Genomic DNA, 15,637 nt, shown 5'->3' with positions numbered 1-15,637 from the left:
TCGATGCTGATGGACGCCAGCTATGGCAGGGCCATGACGGCGGTGAGGCGTCCGAAGGTGGGTTCGGGCCGGGCGTCGAGTCGTCTTGTCGTCGTCAGGACGATCGGTGTCAGCAGGATGATGGTGGCGTCGAGGCTGAGAACCTCCGTCGTCATCGACGCGACGGTGAAGACCCACAACGGAAGGCGATTCGAGGAGGATTTCGCGTGAGTGGCCATGAGCTCGCCGGAGTAGCGGAAGACCCCTTCGGCTCGGACAGGGCGAAAACCGCTGCCAGGAAGGTGACGGTGGGCGGTGAAAAGTGTTGGCGACGGCTGGCACGAAGCACGATCACATAGCCATAACGGGGCCGAGGAGGATGCCGGCATCAGCATTACCCGGTAAGGTGATCACTCGTCTCGGGGCGTTAGCTCAGCCGGTCAGAGCAGGGGACTCATAATCCCTGGGTCGCGGGTTCGAGCCCCGCACGCCCCACTTCATACGATCCTGCAATTTGTCCGGGTAGTCCCTGGTCAGCCCCCGCCACTGCGGTTATGGGGTCTGCGGCGTCGAGGTGTGAAATCGTCCGTCGAACCCGGAATGAACATGCCATGGATGGTCATTCATTCGCATGATGAAAGGAATCAATCAATCGGATGTTAAGATGTCAGTTAAATGACGGGTATGAGTCTGCCGTGAAGCGAAAAACTGTGCATCGAGATGCTTTAGGGGATGCACGGTTGGTCGTTTTAGTAATGGTGTCCTGAAGTGCACCATCCCCTCGGTAGCGTGGTCATCGCCTTGGCATAGGAGCCAGGTTATTGATCAACAAGGAGTGTCATTCATGAGATCTATCAAGCTACGTAGGTCGGTTCTTGCCGTCCTCACTGCGGCAGCTACTGCGCTACCGATGACGATGGCAGCCGGTACATCGTGGGCTGCGGATTCGGGAATCACTCCCGATCATCCCGGTGGCGTCGCTGCTCCGCACAGCCCGGATGGCGTCCCGTCGAGTGGCACGGGGCCACAGTTCCGCACCTGGCCGGTGGCTTCCCAGTATTCACACGCGCATGTGGGTACGAATCCAAAGGGAGCTAACGATTTCACGTGCAAGCCTGCGCCAGGTACTCGACCCGTCGTCCTCATCCCTGGCACCGGCGAGGACGCATTCGCCACGTGGTCATATTACGCGCCTGAGCTCAAACTGGCCGGTCTGTGCGTATTCACCTTCAACTACAACATTCAAACGAATCCTGATCGCGAATGGGCTGCCACCGCTGGTGACATTCGTTCCAGTGCCGCGTTCCTGGCACACTACGTTGAGAAAGTACGGGCAGCGACCGGAGCCGAAAAGGTCGACCTGGTGGGGCATTCCCAGGGTGGAGGCCCCCTCCCTCGTGCCTATATCAAGTGGTTTGGGGGAGATCGGGTCGTCAACCATCTGATTGGTCTCGTCCCGTCCAACAAAGGCACCAGTGTCTACGGTTTGGCTACTTTCGTTGGCCTCGACCGGCCCGGAAGCCTGAGCGCTCGGGCTTTGCAGGACTATGCAGACAAGCACAACTATGAGTCGCTTCCACAGCAACTTGCAGGCTCTCGCTTCCTGGGTGAACTCAATGACGGTGGGATGACCGCGCAGGGTGTCCGGTACACTGTCATCAGTACCAAGTATGACGATGTGGTGACTCCATACACCAACGCATTTATCCGTGAGCCTGGAGTAACGAATATCACCATGCAATCAGTGTGCGCCAAGGACCACACGGATCATTTCGGGTTCACCTATGACCCCGTTGCCTTCCAGGTCGTCTTCAACACGTTGCTTCCTGACAAGGCTAAGGCCATCCGCTGCGTATACGTGCCTGGATACATCCAGTGATTGTTATCGCTGTTGCTTCATTGGTGTGATGAGTCCTGTTAGCGCTGGTTGCCATCCTGGCAGCCAGCGCTAACGATGTCATGGCGGTAGTCGAGTGCCATGGCTCATAGGCATGAGGGCCACACTGGATTGGCCATGACGCGAATCAACCCAGCAAAATCCGTATCCGTCGTCCTACCGCAGACTCGTCATGGTGACCGATCATTGGGAAACCACGATCACGCAATATCGGGTGGGCGTTTGAGACGACATACGGATGCCCCACCAGTTCCAGCATGGTGAGATCGTTGGGCATGTCACCAAAAGCAGCGGCGTCAGACGGGTCAATGCCGAGATCCTGACAGACCTGGGCCAGCGCCATACCCTTCGAGACGCCAGGAGCCGCGATCTCCACGAGACCGTTCGTCATGGTGGCGGAGAATGTTGCAGTGCCTCGGTCTCCCACGATCGGATTGACGACCTCGAAGAGCTTGTCACTGGGCAAGTCGAAAGTGCGCACCAACAGCTTGACGATGCGGCGATCGGCTCCCAAGAAGTTCTCGATCGGTCCCTCGCCGTCGGGAGGGCCGCCGATCTGCCAGCGATCAAATCCCTCGTCGGCGAACCACTGAGTGGCCTCCTCTGTGCAGAACAGAGCCTCGGGCAGGGCCTCGCGGACATCGGCAATGATCTCGGCGACACTGGTGGGGTTCATGAAGACGTCATGGAGGACCTCGCCGGTCGCGGCATCGACGTTTACCGCCCCGTTGGAGGCCAACAGGGTCGGGTGGACTGAGCGGAACGGGTCGAGAACCGTCAACCAGCGGTAGGGCCGTCCAGTGGCGAAGACGACGTGGACCCCTGCCTCGGCCGCGGTGAGTATCGCCTCGGTGTTCACGGCGCTGGGCATCTTGTCAGCTCCCAGAAAGGTGCCGTCCAAATCGGTGGCAATGAGGGAGACCATCACAACCTTCCTCGTCCGGTCGGAGATCCTGACGACGTTCCGGTGCCGGCTCCCGGCGACTGCATCGATGGGGTGCGCGAGGGATCCCGTGATGGGTTGCTCGACATGCTCGGTGAAGTGCTGTTACCCGCCGATGGGGACGTGCTGGGTGCCGGGCTACCAGACCCGCTGCTGTTGGATGGCGACGGACTCTGACCTGAACCCTGACCCTGGCTCGGGCTCGAGGAACTGTTGGCAGAACTACTCGACGACGCCGAGGTCGGAACCGGGGGTGGAGGGGGAGTGGGCGGAACGTTCTGGAACAGCAGCACCGCGATGAGCAGGCCGGTCAGGGCGATGAAGATCGTGAGCATCCACGCGACCACGGTCGTTGACCAGCCAGCCCTGTCACGACGGCCCGGCCACGGCAGCGGCCAGGCGCGCACCTGGCCGGGAAGGGTGTCGTCGATCCAGGGCAACCGAAAATTCGGGCCTGCAGGTGACGAGCCCGACAGGGCCGACATGTCGACGGCTTTCAGAATGCGTCGGGCCTCGGCCACCGCTGCTGCCGACCCGTCAAAGATCAAGGCCACCCAGGGGGCCAGGGGCTCACCTCCAGCCCTGGCCGGACCAGTCACGGGGCGGTACAGCCCGCCCAAGCGTCCAGAGTTCTGTCCCGCGCCACCGCGAGCAATGACGGTCTCGGAGTGCAGGTGATTGACCTCCCCTGCCAACCGGTCCCAGGACGCCGGATCACTCGCGGCACCATGGGACAACACGATGATGAGGACGGCCTGGCCGTCGTCATCATGGGCTCCGAACACAGTTCCCGAGGGCATCGCGAGAACACGGACATCGAGCCAGAACTCGTCGACCCTGGGTGGATCGCACGGTTCCAGTGGCAGGGCCTTGATGGGCCACGGGTTACTCGACATCGTCCACCATCTCACCACATTCCGGCCACGACCTCCGAACGACGAGCGTTCGCGCCTGGTGATTTCTCACCGTTCTTGGGCTGCGGCACTCTGACGGTATCGTGAGTGCGGGCCCGTCGCGGGTCTTGCACTAGCCAGGCAGGAGACGTCAGTGAGCACCCAGAACTACTCGGATGGTCAGGACATCGGTAAGGGCAATCAGGATGCCCCGATGTCCAATGACGAGGCTGCTCGCCTCATCGGCCAGGCCATCGGGCAGGTCCAGCGGGTCATCGTCGGCCAAGAGCGCATGGTTGAACAGCTCATGGTCGGTGTGTTGGCCAAGGGCCACATCCTCCTCGAAGGTGTTCCCGGTGTCGCCAAGACCTTGGCGGTGCGCTCCTTCGCGACGGTGCTTGGCGGCAGCTTCGCTCGAGTACAGTTCACCCCGGACCTCGTTCCCTCCGACATCGTCGGCACCCGCATCTACTCGGCCTCCAAGGAGACCTTCGACATCGAGCTCGGCCCGGTCTTCGTCAATTTCGTGCTGGCCGACGAGATCAACCGAGCCCCGGCAAAGGTGCAGTCGGCCATGCTCGAGCTCATGGCCGAGAAACAAGTGTCCATCGCGGGACAGACCTTCCCGGCCCCGTATCCCTTCAGTGTCATCGCCACCCAGAACCCGGTGGAGTCCGAGGGCGTCTACCCGCTCCCGGAAGCCCAGCGAGACCGCTTCCTTCTCAAGATCGACGTTCCTTACCCGAGAGGCGACGAGGAGTTCGAGATTCTGGGCCGGATGAGCGTCAAGGCTCCCGAGCCTCAACAGGTGCTGACCCCCGAGGCCGTCATCGCCCTGCAGGACATGGCCTCCGACGTTTTCGTCCACAACCTCGTCGCCGAGTATGTGGTCCGGCTGGTGCTGGCGACCCGTAATCCCGGCGACTTCGGGATACCCGACCTCGCCAACGTCATCCAGATCGGCTGTTCCCCGCGAGCCACCCTCGGTCTGGTCGCCGCTGCCCGTGCGCTGGCTCTCGTTCATGGCCGTGACTACGTCCTTCCCAGCGACGTCCAGGCCGTCGCCGTTGACGTCATGGCTCACCGTCTGGTGCTCAGTTTTGACGCCATCGCCGACAACGTCTCGGCCTCGGACGTCATCGAGCGGGTCGTCGCCATGGTTCCGCCGCCCACCCCGGTGTGGAACGAGGAGCAGAATCAGGCCTCCGCCCAGCACAGTTATCCCGACGGCTTGGGCCAGTACCCCGCTCCGACGATCCCGCCTGCCCAATTCTGAGGCGGCCCCATGACGCGACCGACATTCCGCGACCCGCAGCCACCATCGGTGGCGCAGACCTTGGTGAGTCCGCCCACCGGGGCGACCCTGCCGCTCAACCAGTTGGCCCCTGAGGCCGCTCTGCGCCGCCTTGAGCTGACGATCGTGCGCCGTCTGGAGGGTTTTCTGCACGGCGACCACCTCGGTCTGCTCCCGGGTGCAGGTGCCGACGTCAACGACGCCCGTCCCTATGAGCCTGGTCAGGACGACGTGCGCATGATGGATTGGGCCGTCACGGCTCGTACCACCGTTCCCCATGTTCGGGAGACAATCGCTGACCGTGAGCTCGAGGTGTGGGCCCTGCTGGATGTCACCGGGTCGATGAACTGGGGAACCGTCTCCATGACCAAGCGGGATTTGGGCATCGCGGCGATTGCCACCATCGGTTTCCTGTCCCAGCGGATGGGGGATCGATTCGGTGGGCTCATCATGCGCCCGGACTCAGTACGTCGTCTACCGGCACGCTCTGGTCGAACTGCCCTCTACGGTCTGTTGCGCTCGATGCTCACCGAACCGATCGTCGCCGACAATGCAGCCGGTGGCATGACCCTGGCCAAGGGAATCGAGAACCTGGCGGCATCGGGGCGGCGACGAGGCATGAAGGTTGTCGTCTCGGACTTCCTCTCCCCGGGAGACAACACCCTCGATCCCAATGACCGTCCTGACTGGGAACGGTCCTTGCGGCGTCTGTCAGTGCGCAACCAGGTGCTGTGCATCGAGGTCGTCGATGCCGCCGAGGTTGACTTCCCCGATGTGGGCGATGTCATGATCCGAGATCCTGAGACCTCCTTCGCCCACTACGTCAACACTGCTGACAAGGCCACCCGGGAGCGCATGAATGCCGCATCCCGAGCCCAGCGGGAGCGGGTGGCGACTGCGATCCGCCGAGCCGGGGCAGGTCACCTGCAACTGCGGACCGACTCCGACTGGGTCACCGACATTGCCCGTTTCGTCCTCGGATATCGCCGCACGGCGGCGATTCTGCACCAGCCTCCGCAGGGGGTGACGAAGTGACGCCATTGGTCCTCGGGCTGCCCGAGGTCAAGACCCCGTGGGTGTTGTGGCTCTTGCTCATCATCCCGGTGTTGCTGGGTTTCTACATCTGGGCCCTGCACCGCAGCCGCTCGACCGCGATGAGGTTCACCAACACCGCGATCCTCGGTTCGGTCATGAGCAGGCAGCCGCAGTGGAAGAGACACATCGCCGTTGCTGCCGCGCTGCTGTGCCTCGTGATGACCACCTTCGCAAGGGCTCGCCCGATGGGCATCGAGAAGGTTCCGCGCGATCGCGCCACCATCGTCGTTGCCATCGATGCGTCCTTGTCCATGAAGGCTGACGACGTCTCTCCCACTCGTCTTGCAGCTGCCAAGTCCAAGGCCAAGGACTTCATCAACAGCCTGCCGGGCGGGTTCAACGTGGCGGTCGTCAGTATCGCCGAGCATCCCGAGATTCGGATGCCGCCCTCGACCGACCGACCCACCGTCCTTCGTGCCGTTGACGGCATTGACCTGCAGGACGGCACCGCCCTGGGAGCAGCCATCGACACGTCCCTCCAGGCCGTCAAGATGGCTCCAGGAGCCAAAGACTCCAAGGATCCCGTACCGGCAGCGATCGTCATGCTCAGCGACGGCGGCAACACCCAAGGTGGATCGCCGCTGGTGGCCGCCAATCGCGCAGCTATCGCCAAGGTGCCGGTGTATACCATCGCCTTTGGCACCGAGACCGGGTATGTCGACGTTGATGGGACCCGCGAACGGGTCGCTCCTGACACCACGGTCCTGTCGGCCATTGCTGACCGTACCAACGGTCAGTCCTGGGCCGCCGACTCGGCTGACAGGCTCCAGGAGGTTTACAAGCAGGTGCACTCCTCGGTGGGTTATGAACCGGTCAAGAAGGAGGTGACGTCGGCCTGGGCCTTCTACGCCTTCTGCTTCGCCGTCGTCTCAGGGTTGGCGACACTGTCGGTGGCGGTGAGGTGGCCATGATGACTCTCATCGCTTTCGGACGTCCCGAACGGCTGTGGTGGCTGTTGGTGCCCCTGGCATTCCTCGTGGTCTATCTCATCGTCGTCATGTGGCGTCGCCAGCCTCGTCAGGGCCGCAACGAACTCAAGCGGTTGTTGCCCAGCTCCCGACCGTGGAAGCAGCATCTGGCGATGGGGTTGTCGGTTGTGTCGATGGCCACCATGGTGTTGGCCTTCGCCCAGCCAAAGGCCCACCACGAGGTGCCACGGGACAGAGCCACGATCGTCGTCGCCATTGACGTCTCGCGATCCATGGTGGCCACCGACGTCGATCCTTCCCGGTTGTCAGCGGCCAAGACCGCAGCCAAGGAGTTCCTCGGCAATCTGCCGCCGCGGTTCAACGTTTCGCTGGTGAAGTTCGCCGCCTCGGCCCAGATCGTCGTCCCTCCCACCACTGACAGGGCCGCTGTGTCGACCGCGATATCCAACCTTCAGGTGTTGCCGTCCACCGCCATTGGCGAGGGGATCTACTCCGGCCTCAACGCCTTGACACTGGTGCCAGACGACCCGAAGCATCCCGGGCACAAGCCTCCCGCGGCCATCGTCTTGTTGTCGGACGGCGCCACCAACGTTGGCCGTCCGTCCCTGGAGGCCGCCAAGGATGCCGGACGCGAGAACGTGCCGGTGTACACCATCGCTTATGGGACTGCAGGCGGGTATGTCGTCGAGGGTGGTCAGCGCCAGCCCGTTCCGGTCAACCACTACGAGCTCGCCGCGGTGGCGAAGGCTTCCGGAGGCGAGAAGTTCTCTGCGGAGTCTCTGGGTCAGCTCTCTGACGTCTACACGTCGATTGCTCAGTCTGTCGGTTACGAGAAGGTCTTCGGTGAGGTCACCGACAAATATGTCGGCGTCGCCCTGGCCCTCATGGTGCTGACGGCGGTCTCCGTCGTCACCCTGTGTGCGCGCTGGCCCTGACCAGTCGTCCCGACCAGGAGTAGATTCTTCGACGTCTTCGCAGAAGGAGTTCTCATGAGTGTGGCCGACAATCTGACGGCTGTACGTACTCGCCTTGATGACGCCTGCCGGGCCTGTGATCGCGACCCCGCCGAGGTGTCCCTATTGCCGGTGTCCAAGACCAAACCACCGAGCATGGTGGAGGAGGCCTATCATGCCGGGTACCGACTCTTCGGGGAGAACAAGGTGCAGGATGCCCTGGCTAAGTCGGAGCTCATGGACGCCGATCACCCTGGGTTGGAGTGGGCCATCATCGGTGGACTGCAGACCAACAAGGCCAAGTACGTCGCTCGATTCGCCACCGAGTTCCAGGCCTTGGACTCCCTCAAGGTGGCTCGCGAGCTCGACAAGAGGCTTCACAAGGAGGGACGACAACTGCGCGTCCTGGTGCAGGTGAACTCGTCGGCCGAGCCCCAGAAGTCCGGTATAGCCCCCGAGGAGGCCGTGGACTTTGCGAGGGAGTTGGCCGCCTTCGACTCCTTGGACGTGCGAGGACTCATGACGGTGGCCCTCAACAGTCCAGATCCACAGGCGGTGGCTGACTGCTTCGACACCGTCGTCGGGGTGCAGGAGAAGCTGCGCCAGGAAGCCAACGAGGTCTCTGACTGGACCGAACTGTCCATGGGGATGTCCGGAGACCTGGAGATCGCCGTCGCGCACGGATCCACCCAGGTGCGTATCGGCACCGACATCTTCGGAAGCAGAACCGATGCTGCGGAGATCTGGCGTCCCTGAATCCGGTCGTCTATCGTTGAGGTGTCCGTACCGCACCACTGCAGGGGAAGGCACGTGGTACCGGGAGGACGACCGTGGAGACAACACAGCTGGCCGGTGGAACCCTCTTCATCCACTCGGCGCCGACGGCATTGCGCAGCCATATTGAATGGGCCGCCGATGCCGCCTTCGCCATACCCACCCCGCTGCGCTGGACAAGCCAGCCCGTGGAGCCCGGAAGTTGGCGGGCAGAAACCTCGTGGCGTGGCGACGTCGTTGACGCCGGCAAGTTCATCTCCACCGTGGCGGCCTGGCTGCGGGTTCGCGTCGAGATGACGGTCGAAACCGGGGCCGTTCCGCATCGTTGGAGCGTCACTCCGAGCCTGGGAATCTTCTCCGCGCACACTGATGAAGCCGGATCGGTCCTCGTCGACGAGATGAGGTTGCGCACCGCCATGACGGCTTCACGAAAGACCGGGCGTCGGCTTGACGATGAGATCTGCGATCTGCTTGGTGAGCCCTGGGACGTCGAGCTGGAGGCCTATCGCGCGTGCGACCCCTCCCTGGCCGTTTCCTGGCTCTCCCGCGAGGTTGGCTGATGAGACACGACGAGGCCCCGGTCACCGACGGTGACCGGGGCCTCGCGCGTTGAGTCAGCGGGTGGCGTTGGCGTTGGTGAACGCCAGGGTGACATTGTGTCCGCCGAACCCGAAGGAGTTGTTGAGGGCGACGAGGTCGCCGTCAGGAAGATCCGTCGTCCTGGTGGCGATGTTGACCTCGAGTCCCTCCTCGAGCTGGTTGGCGTTGATGGTGCCAGGAACCTTGCGGTCCAGCAACGCCATCACAGAGGCGAAGGACTCCAGAGCACCGGCTCCACCGAGCAGGTGTCCGGTCATCGACTTGGTACCGGTGACGAGCACCTGATCGGTGGCGTCCCCCAATACCGCGGCGATGGAGTGAGCCTCAGCGGTGTCGCCGAGCGGGGTGGAGGTGGCGTGGGCGTTGACATGGTTGACGTCAGAGGGAGAGAGGCCCACCGAGTGGAGAGCCTTGCGCATCGCGGAGGCCTGACCCGAACCGGTCGGATCGGGTTGGACGATGTCGTGGGAGTCGGCGGAAATGCCGGATCCGCCGAGAGTGCCGTAGATTTTCGCTCCGCGCGCCTTCGCGTGTTCCTCAGTCTCGATGACCATGATTGCCGCGCCTTCACCGATGACGAATCCGTCACGGTCGACATCCCAGGGACGGGAGGCGTGCTCGGGGTCGTCATTGCGGGTCGACAGCGCCTTCATCTGGGCGAAGGCAGCCACCGGCAGCGGGTGGATGATGGCCTCGGCGCCACCGACGACGGCGATGTCAGCTCGGCCCAGACGAATCTGGTCGAGGCCGAGCGAGATGGCCTCCGACGAGGAGGCGCAGGCCGACACCGGGGTGTGGACGCCTGCCTTGGCATGCACCAGCAGGCCGATGTTGGCGGCCGGAGCATTGGCCATGAGCATCGGGACGGTGAACGGGCTAACCCGCTTGAATCCCTTGTCCTTCTGGATGTCCCACTGTCCCAGCAGGGAGTGCAGACCGCCGATACCGGTGGCACAGCAGACCACCAGACGCTCGGGATCGATGCCGTTGGAGTCACCGGTTTCGTCGTCGGACTCGGGAAGTTCCAGACCGGCATCGGCCCAGGCCTCCTTGGCGGCGACGAGGGCCAACTGGCTGGAGCGGTCCAGGCGGCGAGCCTGCGGGCGTGGAATGTGATTCGTCGGCTCATCCACCACCGAGGCGGCGAACTTGACGGGGACGTCGTCCATCCAGTCGAAGTCGAGGGTGTGCACCCCGTTTCGACCTTCCAGTAGCCCCTGCCAGGTGGTGGGGGCATCGGGTCCCAGCGGTGTGGTGGCCCCGAAACCTGTGATGACGACGTCGCTCATGAGTACTCCAGTATCGGTGATGGGTTGGGATGGGCCGGTGTCTGGGGCAGGTCCGCCCCGGACACCCTGGAATCAGCCCTTGTGCTCGACGATGTAGGTGACGGCGTCGCCAACGGTCTTGATGTTCTTGGACTCCTCGTCGGGGATTTCAACGCCGAACTTCTCGTCACAGGCGTAGATGATCTCGACCATGGAGAGGGAGTCAACGTCGAGGTCGTCGACGAAGGACTTCTCAAGGGTGACCTCGGACTGGTCGACACCGGTGATGTCGTTGACGATGTCAGCCATGTCGGCGAGGATCTGGTCTTTGTCAGCCATGATGATTGTTCCTTTTCTCGTGATGTCCCCGGGCCGTCGACCCGAAGTATGTGGGTGTTCTCCGCGGTGTGGGTTATGAGGATCAGGGGAGTCGGATGACCTGACCGGCGTAGACCAGCCCGGCCCCGAATCCGATGATGAGGGCGAGATCACCGCTGTGGGCCTCTCCACGCTGAAGCATACGGTCGATGGCGATCGGCACGGACGCTGCAGAGGTATTCCCCATGTCAGCGATGTCGTGGCAGACGGTCACCGATTCGGGCAGCTTGAGGTGACGGCAGATGACGTCGGTGATGCGGTCATTGGCCTGGTGCGGAATGAAGACGTCCAGGTCCGCGGGGGTGATCCCGGCCTCGGCGACCGCCTCGGCAGCACGCTTGGCAACGTCGGTCATGGCCCACTTGAAGACCGCGCGACCCTCCATGTGGATGAGGGGGTGGACCTTCTCGGAATCGGCGCTCGCGCTGGCCCAGTCCTCGATCTCGATGGTCTTGAGCTGATCGGAGCGTGATCCCCAGATGACCGGGCCGACTCCCGGCTCGTCGCTCGCGCCGATGACCGCGGCTCCGGCACCGTCCGAGAACAGGAAGGCCGTGGAGCGATCGTCGATATTGGTCATCTCGGAGAGCTTCTCGACGCCGACGACGAGCACGTAATTCGCCGAGCCGGTGCGGATCATCGAATCCGCCAGCGCAGTCGAGTAGCAGAACCCTGCGCAGGCGCCGTTGAGGTCGAAGGCCGCAGCGTTGCCCAGGCCGAGCTCGCGCGCGATGTAGGTCGCCAGGCTGGGGGAGGGACGGTGATGCGAGACGGTCGCGACGATGATGGCGTCAATCTGCGAGGTCTGCAGGCCGGAGCGCTCCAGCGCGGTGCGAGCCGCCTCGGTACCCATCGACAGGACGGTCTCGGACTCGGTGCCCCAACGACGCTCGGTGATACCGGTGCGCTGCTCGATCCACTCCGGGGTGGAGTCGATCACGGTGCACATGTCCTCGTTGGTGACGACCCGCGAGCCGCGGGTTGACCCGGTGGACAGGAACGTGGAGTACCTGTCTATCGGGCGGGTCTTGATGGCGGTCATGCATTCTCCTTGCCAGCATGAGCCGCGATGAACTCGCGGGCAGCCGGAATCTGGTCGGGGGTGTTGAGGTTGAACAACTCGACCCCCTTGAGGTTGCGCTTGGCGATACCCGTCAGGGTGCCAGCCGGGGTGAGCTCGAGCATGCCGGTGATGCCACGCTCGGCGATCGTGTCCATGCACAGATCCCAACGCACCGGGTGGGCAACCTGGTTGACGAGACGATGAGCGAACTCGCGTCCATCAGTGACGACAGCGCCGTCACGGTTCGACAACAGAGCCACTGAAGGGGGGGTCGTCGGCATGGCTGCGGCGACCTCGCGCAGGTGATCGACTGCCGGCTCCATGTGAACAGTATGGAAGGCGCCGGCAACCGACAGCGGGAACAGGCGGGTACGAGTCGGCGGCTCAGCGGCGAACGCCTCGAGCTGCTCGACGGTGCCGGCGGCGACGATCTGGCCCTTGCCGTTGTGGTTCGCAGGGGTGAGGCCAGCGGCCTCGATGGCGGCGAGCACCTCGTCAGGTCGGCCACCGATGACGGCGGTCATCGAGGTCGCGGTGCGAGAAGCAGCCCGTGCCATGGCGCGGCCACGCTCACGCACGAGAACCATGGCGGCTTCGGCGGAGAAAGCGCCGGCAGCAGCACCAGCAGCGATTTCGCCGACCGAGTGGCCGGCCAGCAGATCCGCCTTGGAGGAGATCTCCGGATCGACCGACCACGCGGTTGCCAGCGCGGCAGCGACCAGCAGCGGCTGGGCAACAGCAGTGTCCTTGATGGTCGCCTCGTCGGAGGTCGTGCCATGGGTCACCAGATCGATGTCAGCCACCGCTGACAACCATGCGAGGTGGTCAGAGAAGGTGGGATCGGACATCCAGTGCGACAGGAATCCTGGTTTCTGGGCTCCCTGGCCCGGAGCGACAATTGCAAGCACGTTCCCACTTTGCCCCCCTGACGGGCCCTGACGCGAGACATGGAACCGACGAAGTACCCACGGTTGCCTTTGTGGGGTTCCCACAAAGAGACAGGGGGGTTCCTCCAAAACCCGGTGTGTGTCCCGGATCAGCCCCGGTTGGCGGCCTCCCGACGTCCCAGCACGGCGGCAATGACGTCATTGACGGGGGTGTCGACGCCTACCTCGTCACCCAGCCCGGGAACGGCCCCGACCTGCGCGGCATACTCGCTGGGACGCCCGGCAAGGATGTCACGTTGGAATGAAGTCGTCGAAGCCGGATCCTGCCCCGTGAGGAACTTGAGATTCTTCTCGACGAAGTCGTCGGAGATCTTGGCGCCATGTCGGTGAGCGACCTGCACCGTTTCGTCAATACACCGAGCGAAGATGTCGCGATAGGTGCCGAGCAGGTCGCCCAGGGCGACGTCGAGGACAGCTCCACAGGCTCCATGGGGAACAACGGAACACATCTTGACCCACAGCGTGGTGGTGATGTCGTCGATGACGGGGGAGACGATGCCGGCCTTCGCACAGGCAGCTCGCAACTCGTCAATGATCGGATGGGGGGAGTCGTCCATCGTCGAGACCTCCAACATGCGAGGTCCGCCCAGATCCATGACGAGGCCCGGCTCGACAATCTTGACCCATTCCCTGCAGACGCCGGGGGCCACGTGCTCGGCGCCGATGATCTCTGCCAGCACATGTGGTGCAATGACGCCATTTTGGGTCGTGACGACCAGGGTGTCAGGCCCCATGAGAGCAGGCAGGTGAGTACGAGCGGCATCGGTGACCTGGAAGGTCTTGGTGCACATGAGCACGACGTCGACAGGACCGATCTCGGCAGCGTTGTCCGTGGCGGGAACGTCAAGGGTCATCTCGGTGGTGCCGACGATGCGCAGCCCGTGCTCGCGAATGGCATCCAAGGTCTTGCCACGGGCGACGAAGGAGACGTCGGCCCCGGCGTCAGCCAGCACCCCACCGTAGAAGGCGCCTATGGCTCCGGCGCCGATCACAGCTGCTCTCATGACGTCTCCTCACCCTTGGCAGCGGCGCAGGCGGAGACCACCGCGTATTCGACCGATTCCCGGGCGTCAGGCAGGGTTGCTGGCAGCAGCGGAACCTTCATCGCTGCCAAGGTGCGCTGCATCCCCATTCCGGCGTGAGTGGCCACACACGCCACGACCTCGTGCTCGCGCAGGAAACGAACAATGCGAGCGTGATGACTGCCTTCGGTGCCCTCGTCGTGGAGGCGGTCCCATTCCACCTCGAAGGTCTGCCACTGCGTGACGTGACCGTTGTCGTCGACCTGTGCGACGGCCACCATGGGCGCCTTGCCGAATCGGGGCTCCACCGAGCCATCTGGGCGAACCGGAATCATGACGTTCATGGGCTCACCATAGAACCGATTCCACGTGGCGTCATCGGTGTATCAGGAGTCCCGAGAACCTCCGGAGACCAACCTGCCCACGGTGATGGCCAGCCTCAGGACGTAGGCCTCGCGCGGGTCGGAGGGGGAGTAGCCGGTGACGTCCTGGATCCGCTTGAGTCGGTAGCGCACCGTGTTCGGATGAATGAACATCGCCCGCCCCGTGCCCTCCACCGAGCAGCCGTGGTCAAGGAAGGAGACGGTGGTGTCCATGAGGTCCCCACTCGCGGCGGCCAGCGGGGTGTAGACCTCATTGACGAGCCATGCGGCCGCCTCGGTGTCACCGGAGAGGACCTGCTCGGGAAGAAGGTCAATGGCAGCCATGACCCGCGGGCCTTCCGGCCAGGCACGCGCGGCGCGAGCGCCCGACAGTGCGGCGCGGGCGGAGGACGGTGCCAGGGTGAGGTCGGCGACCACCGGCCCGACGACGATGGGTCCGGGCGCAAAATGCTCGGCCAGACTTTCGGTGACAGCCACCGCAGCGGGGGCGTCGACGAGTTTCTGACTGGCGAGGATGACGACGAGGCGGTCGGACTGCAGGGCCGCCAGCACGGTCATCTGCATCCGCTCCCCGTCTCGACGCAGCACGTGCAGTTCATGCTCAGTGGTCGGGGCACGACCCACGACGACACACAGATTGATGCCGGGACGCCATCCCAGGGTGGAGGCGCGGGAAATGAGTTGCTCGTCGGCGTCGGCGCGAACGACGGCATCGACGACGAGAGATTCCAGTCGCTCGTCCCAGGTGCCGCGGCGCTCAGCAGCCCGGGCATACACCTCGGCGGCTGCGAAGGCGACCTCTCGGGAGTAGTGGACGATAGCGGTACGCAGGACCTGACGATCCCCGCGTGGCATCTCGGTCTCGATCTGGGCCTCGACGACGTCGATCGTGGTGCGGACCAGCTCGACGGTCTGGTGCAAGGAAATCTTGCGAGTCATGGATCGCGGCGCCACGTCGAAGACGTCGGTCGGGGAGTAGGGCTCGGCGTCGTCATCAGCGAACCACTGCACGAAGCCGTCGATACCGGAGCGGGCCACGATCGAGATCCACGATCTTTCCTCGGCGGAGAGATCGCGGAACCAGGAATGGCGACGGCCCATCTCCTCAAGGGTGGCGGTCGTCATGGCGGAAGTGCGAGCAGTCAACCGCTTCGCGATGGCTCGGCGGGTGCGGTCGGAGGACACGACGGTGCGGCCGGTACTCGACGTCCGGTGCGCG

The 15,637-nt window shown here is 63.8% G+C and carries 17 protein-coding genes and 1 tRNA gene; 8 read left to right on the top strand and 10 right to left on the bottom strand.

All coding sequences use genetic code 11. The features are described 5' to 3' along the window. Positions 1–20 precede the first annotated feature (20 nt). A complete protein-coding gene (locus tag ACSJJT_RS02000) occupies positions 21–218 on the bottom strand; it encodes a hypothetical protein (RefSeq protein ID WP_435916697.1) in 198 nt (65 codons plus the stop codon). A gap of 182 nt (positions 219–400) precedes the next feature. Between ACSJJT_RS02000 and ACSJJT_RS01995 the strand changes: the two genes are divergently transcribed. Together ACSJJT_RS01995 and ACSJJT_RS01990 are read left to right on the top strand one after the other, a co-directional pair. After that, positions 401–474, top strand: a tRNA-Ile gene (locus ACSJJT_RS01995). A gap of 415 nt (positions 475–889) precedes the next feature. Further along, on the top strand, positions 890–1,858 hold the full coding sequence (locus ACSJJT_RS01990) for an esterase/lipase family protein (protein ID WP_435917025.1): 969 nt from the start codon (positions 890–892) through the stop codon (positions 1,856–1,858). A 145-nt stretch (positions 1,859–2,003) separates the two neighbouring features. On the opposite strand, the gene ACSJJT_RS01985 is transcribed toward ACSJJT_RS01990, so the two are convergent. Further along, the gene (locus ACSJJT_RS01985) at positions 2,004–2,801 is read right to left on the bottom strand and encodes an HAD family hydrolase (RefSeq protein ID WP_435916696.1); all 798 of its coding nucleotides are present in this window, start codon (positions 2,799–2,801) and stop codon (positions 2,004–2,006) included. Then, on the bottom strand, positions 2,801–3,715 hold the full coding sequence (locus ACSJJT_RS01980) for a hypothetical protein (RefSeq protein ID WP_435916695.1): 915 nt from the start codon (positions 3,713–3,715) through the stop codon (positions 2,801–2,803). Before ACSJJT_RS01980 ends, ACSJJT_RS01985 begins: the two co-directional genes overlap by 1 nt. Positions 3,716–3,866: 151 nt before the next feature. Between ACSJJT_RS01980 and ACSJJT_RS01975 the strand changes: the two genes are divergently transcribed. From ACSJJT_RS01975 to ACSJJT_RS01950, 6 genes are all read left to right on the top strand, one after another. Continuing rightward, a complete protein-coding gene (locus ACSJJT_RS01975; protein ID WP_435916694.1) occupies positions 3,867–4,988 on the top strand; it encodes an AAA family ATPase in 1,122 nt (373 codons plus the stop codon). A 48-nt stretch (positions 4,989–5,036) separates the two neighbouring features. After that, complete coding sequence (locus tag ACSJJT_RS01970) at positions 5,037–6,041, top strand: DUF58 domain-containing protein (RefSeq protein ID WP_435917024.1); 1,005 nt, start codon at positions 5,037–5,039, stop codon at positions 6,039–6,041. Next, positions 6,038–7,012 carry a VWA domain-containing protein gene (locus ACSJJT_RS01965; protein WP_435916693.1) on the top strand — a complete coding sequence of 325 codons (975 nt, stop codon included), beginning with the start codon at positions 6,038–6,040 and terminating at the stop codon, positions 7,010–7,012. The genes ACSJJT_RS01970 and ACSJJT_RS01965 overlap by 4 nt, the downstream gene beginning before the upstream one ends. After that, positions 7,003–7,965 carry a VWA domain-containing protein gene (locus tag ACSJJT_RS01960; RefSeq protein ID WP_435916692.1) on the top strand — a complete coding sequence of 321 codons (963 nt, stop codon included), beginning with the start codon at positions 7,003–7,005 and terminating at the stop codon, positions 7,963–7,965. The genes ACSJJT_RS01965 and ACSJJT_RS01960 overlap by 10 nt, the downstream gene beginning before the upstream one ends. A 54-nt stretch (positions 7,966–8,019) precedes the next feature. Next, a complete protein-coding gene (locus ACSJJT_RS01955) occupies positions 8,020–8,739 on the top strand; it encodes a YggS family pyridoxal phosphate-dependent enzyme (protein WP_435916691.1) in 720 nt (239 codons plus the stop codon). A 74-nt stretch (positions 8,740–8,813) separates the two neighbouring features. Then, a complete protein-coding gene (locus ACSJJT_RS01950; RefSeq protein WP_435916690.1) occupies positions 8,814–9,317 on the top strand; it encodes a DUF3145 family protein in 504 nt (167 codons plus the stop codon). 54 nt (positions 9,318–9,371) lie between these two features. Here ACSJJT_RS01950 and ACSJJT_RS01945 read toward each other — a convergent pair whose 3' ends face one another. From ACSJJT_RS01945 to ACSJJT_RS01915, 7 genes are all read right to left on the bottom strand, one after another. After that, complete coding sequence (locus ACSJJT_RS01945) at positions 9,372–10,646, bottom strand: beta-ketoacyl-[acyl-carrier-protein] synthase family protein (RefSeq protein ID WP_435916689.1); 1,275 nt, start codon at positions 10,644–10,646, stop codon at positions 9,372–9,374. Between the two features lie 72 nt (positions 10,647–10,718). Next, entirely contained in the window at positions 10,719–10,964 is a 246-nt protein-coding gene (locus ACSJJT_RS01940; protein WP_435916688.1) for an acyl carrier protein, read from the bottom strand. A gap of 82 nt (positions 10,965–11,046) precedes the next feature. Next, positions 11,047–12,045: a beta-ketoacyl-ACP synthase III gene (locus ACSJJT_RS01935; protein WP_435916687.1), complete on the bottom strand. Its 999-nt coding sequence runs from the start codon at positions 12,043–12,045 to the stop codon at positions 11,047–11,049. After that, a complete protein-coding gene (locus ACSJJT_RS01930; RefSeq protein WP_435917023.1) occupies positions 12,042–12,914 on the bottom strand; it encodes an ACP S-malonyltransferase in 873 nt (290 codons plus the stop codon). Before ACSJJT_RS01930 ends, ACSJJT_RS01935 begins: the two co-directional genes overlap by 4 nt. A gap of 188 nt (positions 12,915–13,102) precedes the next feature. Then, positions 13,103–14,017 carry a 2-dehydropantoate 2-reductase gene (locus tag ACSJJT_RS01925; protein WP_435916686.1) on the bottom strand — a complete coding sequence of 305 codons (915 nt, stop codon included), beginning with the start codon at positions 14,015–14,017 and terminating at the stop codon, positions 13,103–13,105. Beyond that, complete coding sequence (locus ACSJJT_RS01920; protein ID WP_435916685.1) at positions 14,014–14,379, bottom strand: NifB/NifX family molybdenum-iron cluster-binding protein; 366 nt, start codon at positions 14,377–14,379, stop codon at positions 14,014–14,016. The genes ACSJJT_RS01925 and ACSJJT_RS01920 overlap by 4 nt, the downstream gene beginning before the upstream one ends. A gap of 42 nt (positions 14,380–14,421) precedes the next feature. Beyond that, positions 14,422–15,543 carry a PucR family transcriptional regulator gene (locus ACSJJT_RS01915; RefSeq protein ID WP_435916684.1) on the bottom strand — a complete coding sequence of 374 codons (1,122 nt, stop codon included), beginning with the start codon at positions 15,541–15,543 and terminating at the stop codon, positions 14,422–14,424. Positions 15,544–15,637: the final 94 nt, after the last annotated feature.

The organism is Cutibacterium nasicola, assembly GCF_051303185.1.
Classification (GTDB): domain Bacteria; phylum Actinomycetota; class Actinomycetes; order Propionibacteriales; family Propionibacteriaceae; genus Cutibacterium.
This window is presented reverse-complemented; position numbering and strand designations above follow the sequence as displayed.

Bases quoted from the DNA above. Each gene is read 5' to 3' on its own strand.
- ACSJJT_RS01935 (WP_435916687.1), bottom strand. From the start codon at position 12,045: ATGACCGCCATCAAGACCCGCCCGATAGACAGGTACTCCACGTTCCTG.
- ACSJJT_RS01990 (WP_435917025.1), top strand. From the start codon at position 890: ATGACGATGGCAGCCGGTACATCGTGGGCTGCGGATTCGGGAATCACT.
- ACSJJT_RS02000 (WP_435916697.1), bottom strand. From the start codon at position 218: ATGGCCACTCACGCGAAATCCTCCTCGAATCGCCTTCCGTTGTGGGTC.
- ACSJJT_RS01985 (WP_435916696.1), bottom strand. From the start codon at position 2,801: ATGGTCTCCCTCATTGCCACCGATTTGGACGGCACCTTTCTGGGAGCT.
- ACSJJT_RS01930 (WP_435917023.1), bottom strand. From the start codon at position 12,914: ATGTCCGATCCCACCTTCTCTGACCACCTCGCATGGTTGTCAGCGGTG.
- ACSJJT_RS01920 (WP_435916685.1), bottom strand. From the start codon at position 14,379: ATGAACGTCATGATTCCGGTTCGCCCAGATGGCTCGGTGGAGCCCCGA.
- ACSJJT_RS01925 (WP_435916686.1), bottom strand. From the start codon at position 14,017: ATGAGAGCAGCTGTGATCGGCGCCGGAGCCATAGGCGCCTTCTACGGT.
- ACSJJT_RS01915 (WP_435916684.1), bottom strand. From the start codon at position 15,543: ATGACGACCGCCACCCTTGAGGAGATGGGCCGTCGCCATTCCTGGTTC.
- ACSJJT_RS01940 (WP_435916688.1), bottom strand. From the start codon at position 10,964: ATGGCTGACAAAGACCAGATCCTCGCCGACATGGCTGACATCGTCAAC.
- ACSJJT_RS01955 (WP_435916691.1), top strand. From the start codon at position 8,020: ATGAGTGTGGCCGACAATCTGACGGCTGTACGTACTCGCCTTGATGAC.
- ACSJJT_RS01980 (WP_435916695.1), bottom strand. From the start codon at position 3,715: ATGTCGAGTAACCCGTGGCCCATCAAGGCCCTGCCACTGGAACCGTGC.
- ACSJJT_RS01945 (WP_435916689.1), bottom strand. From the start codon at position 10,646: ATGAGCGACGTCGTCATCACAGGTTTCGGGGCCACCACACCGCTGGGA.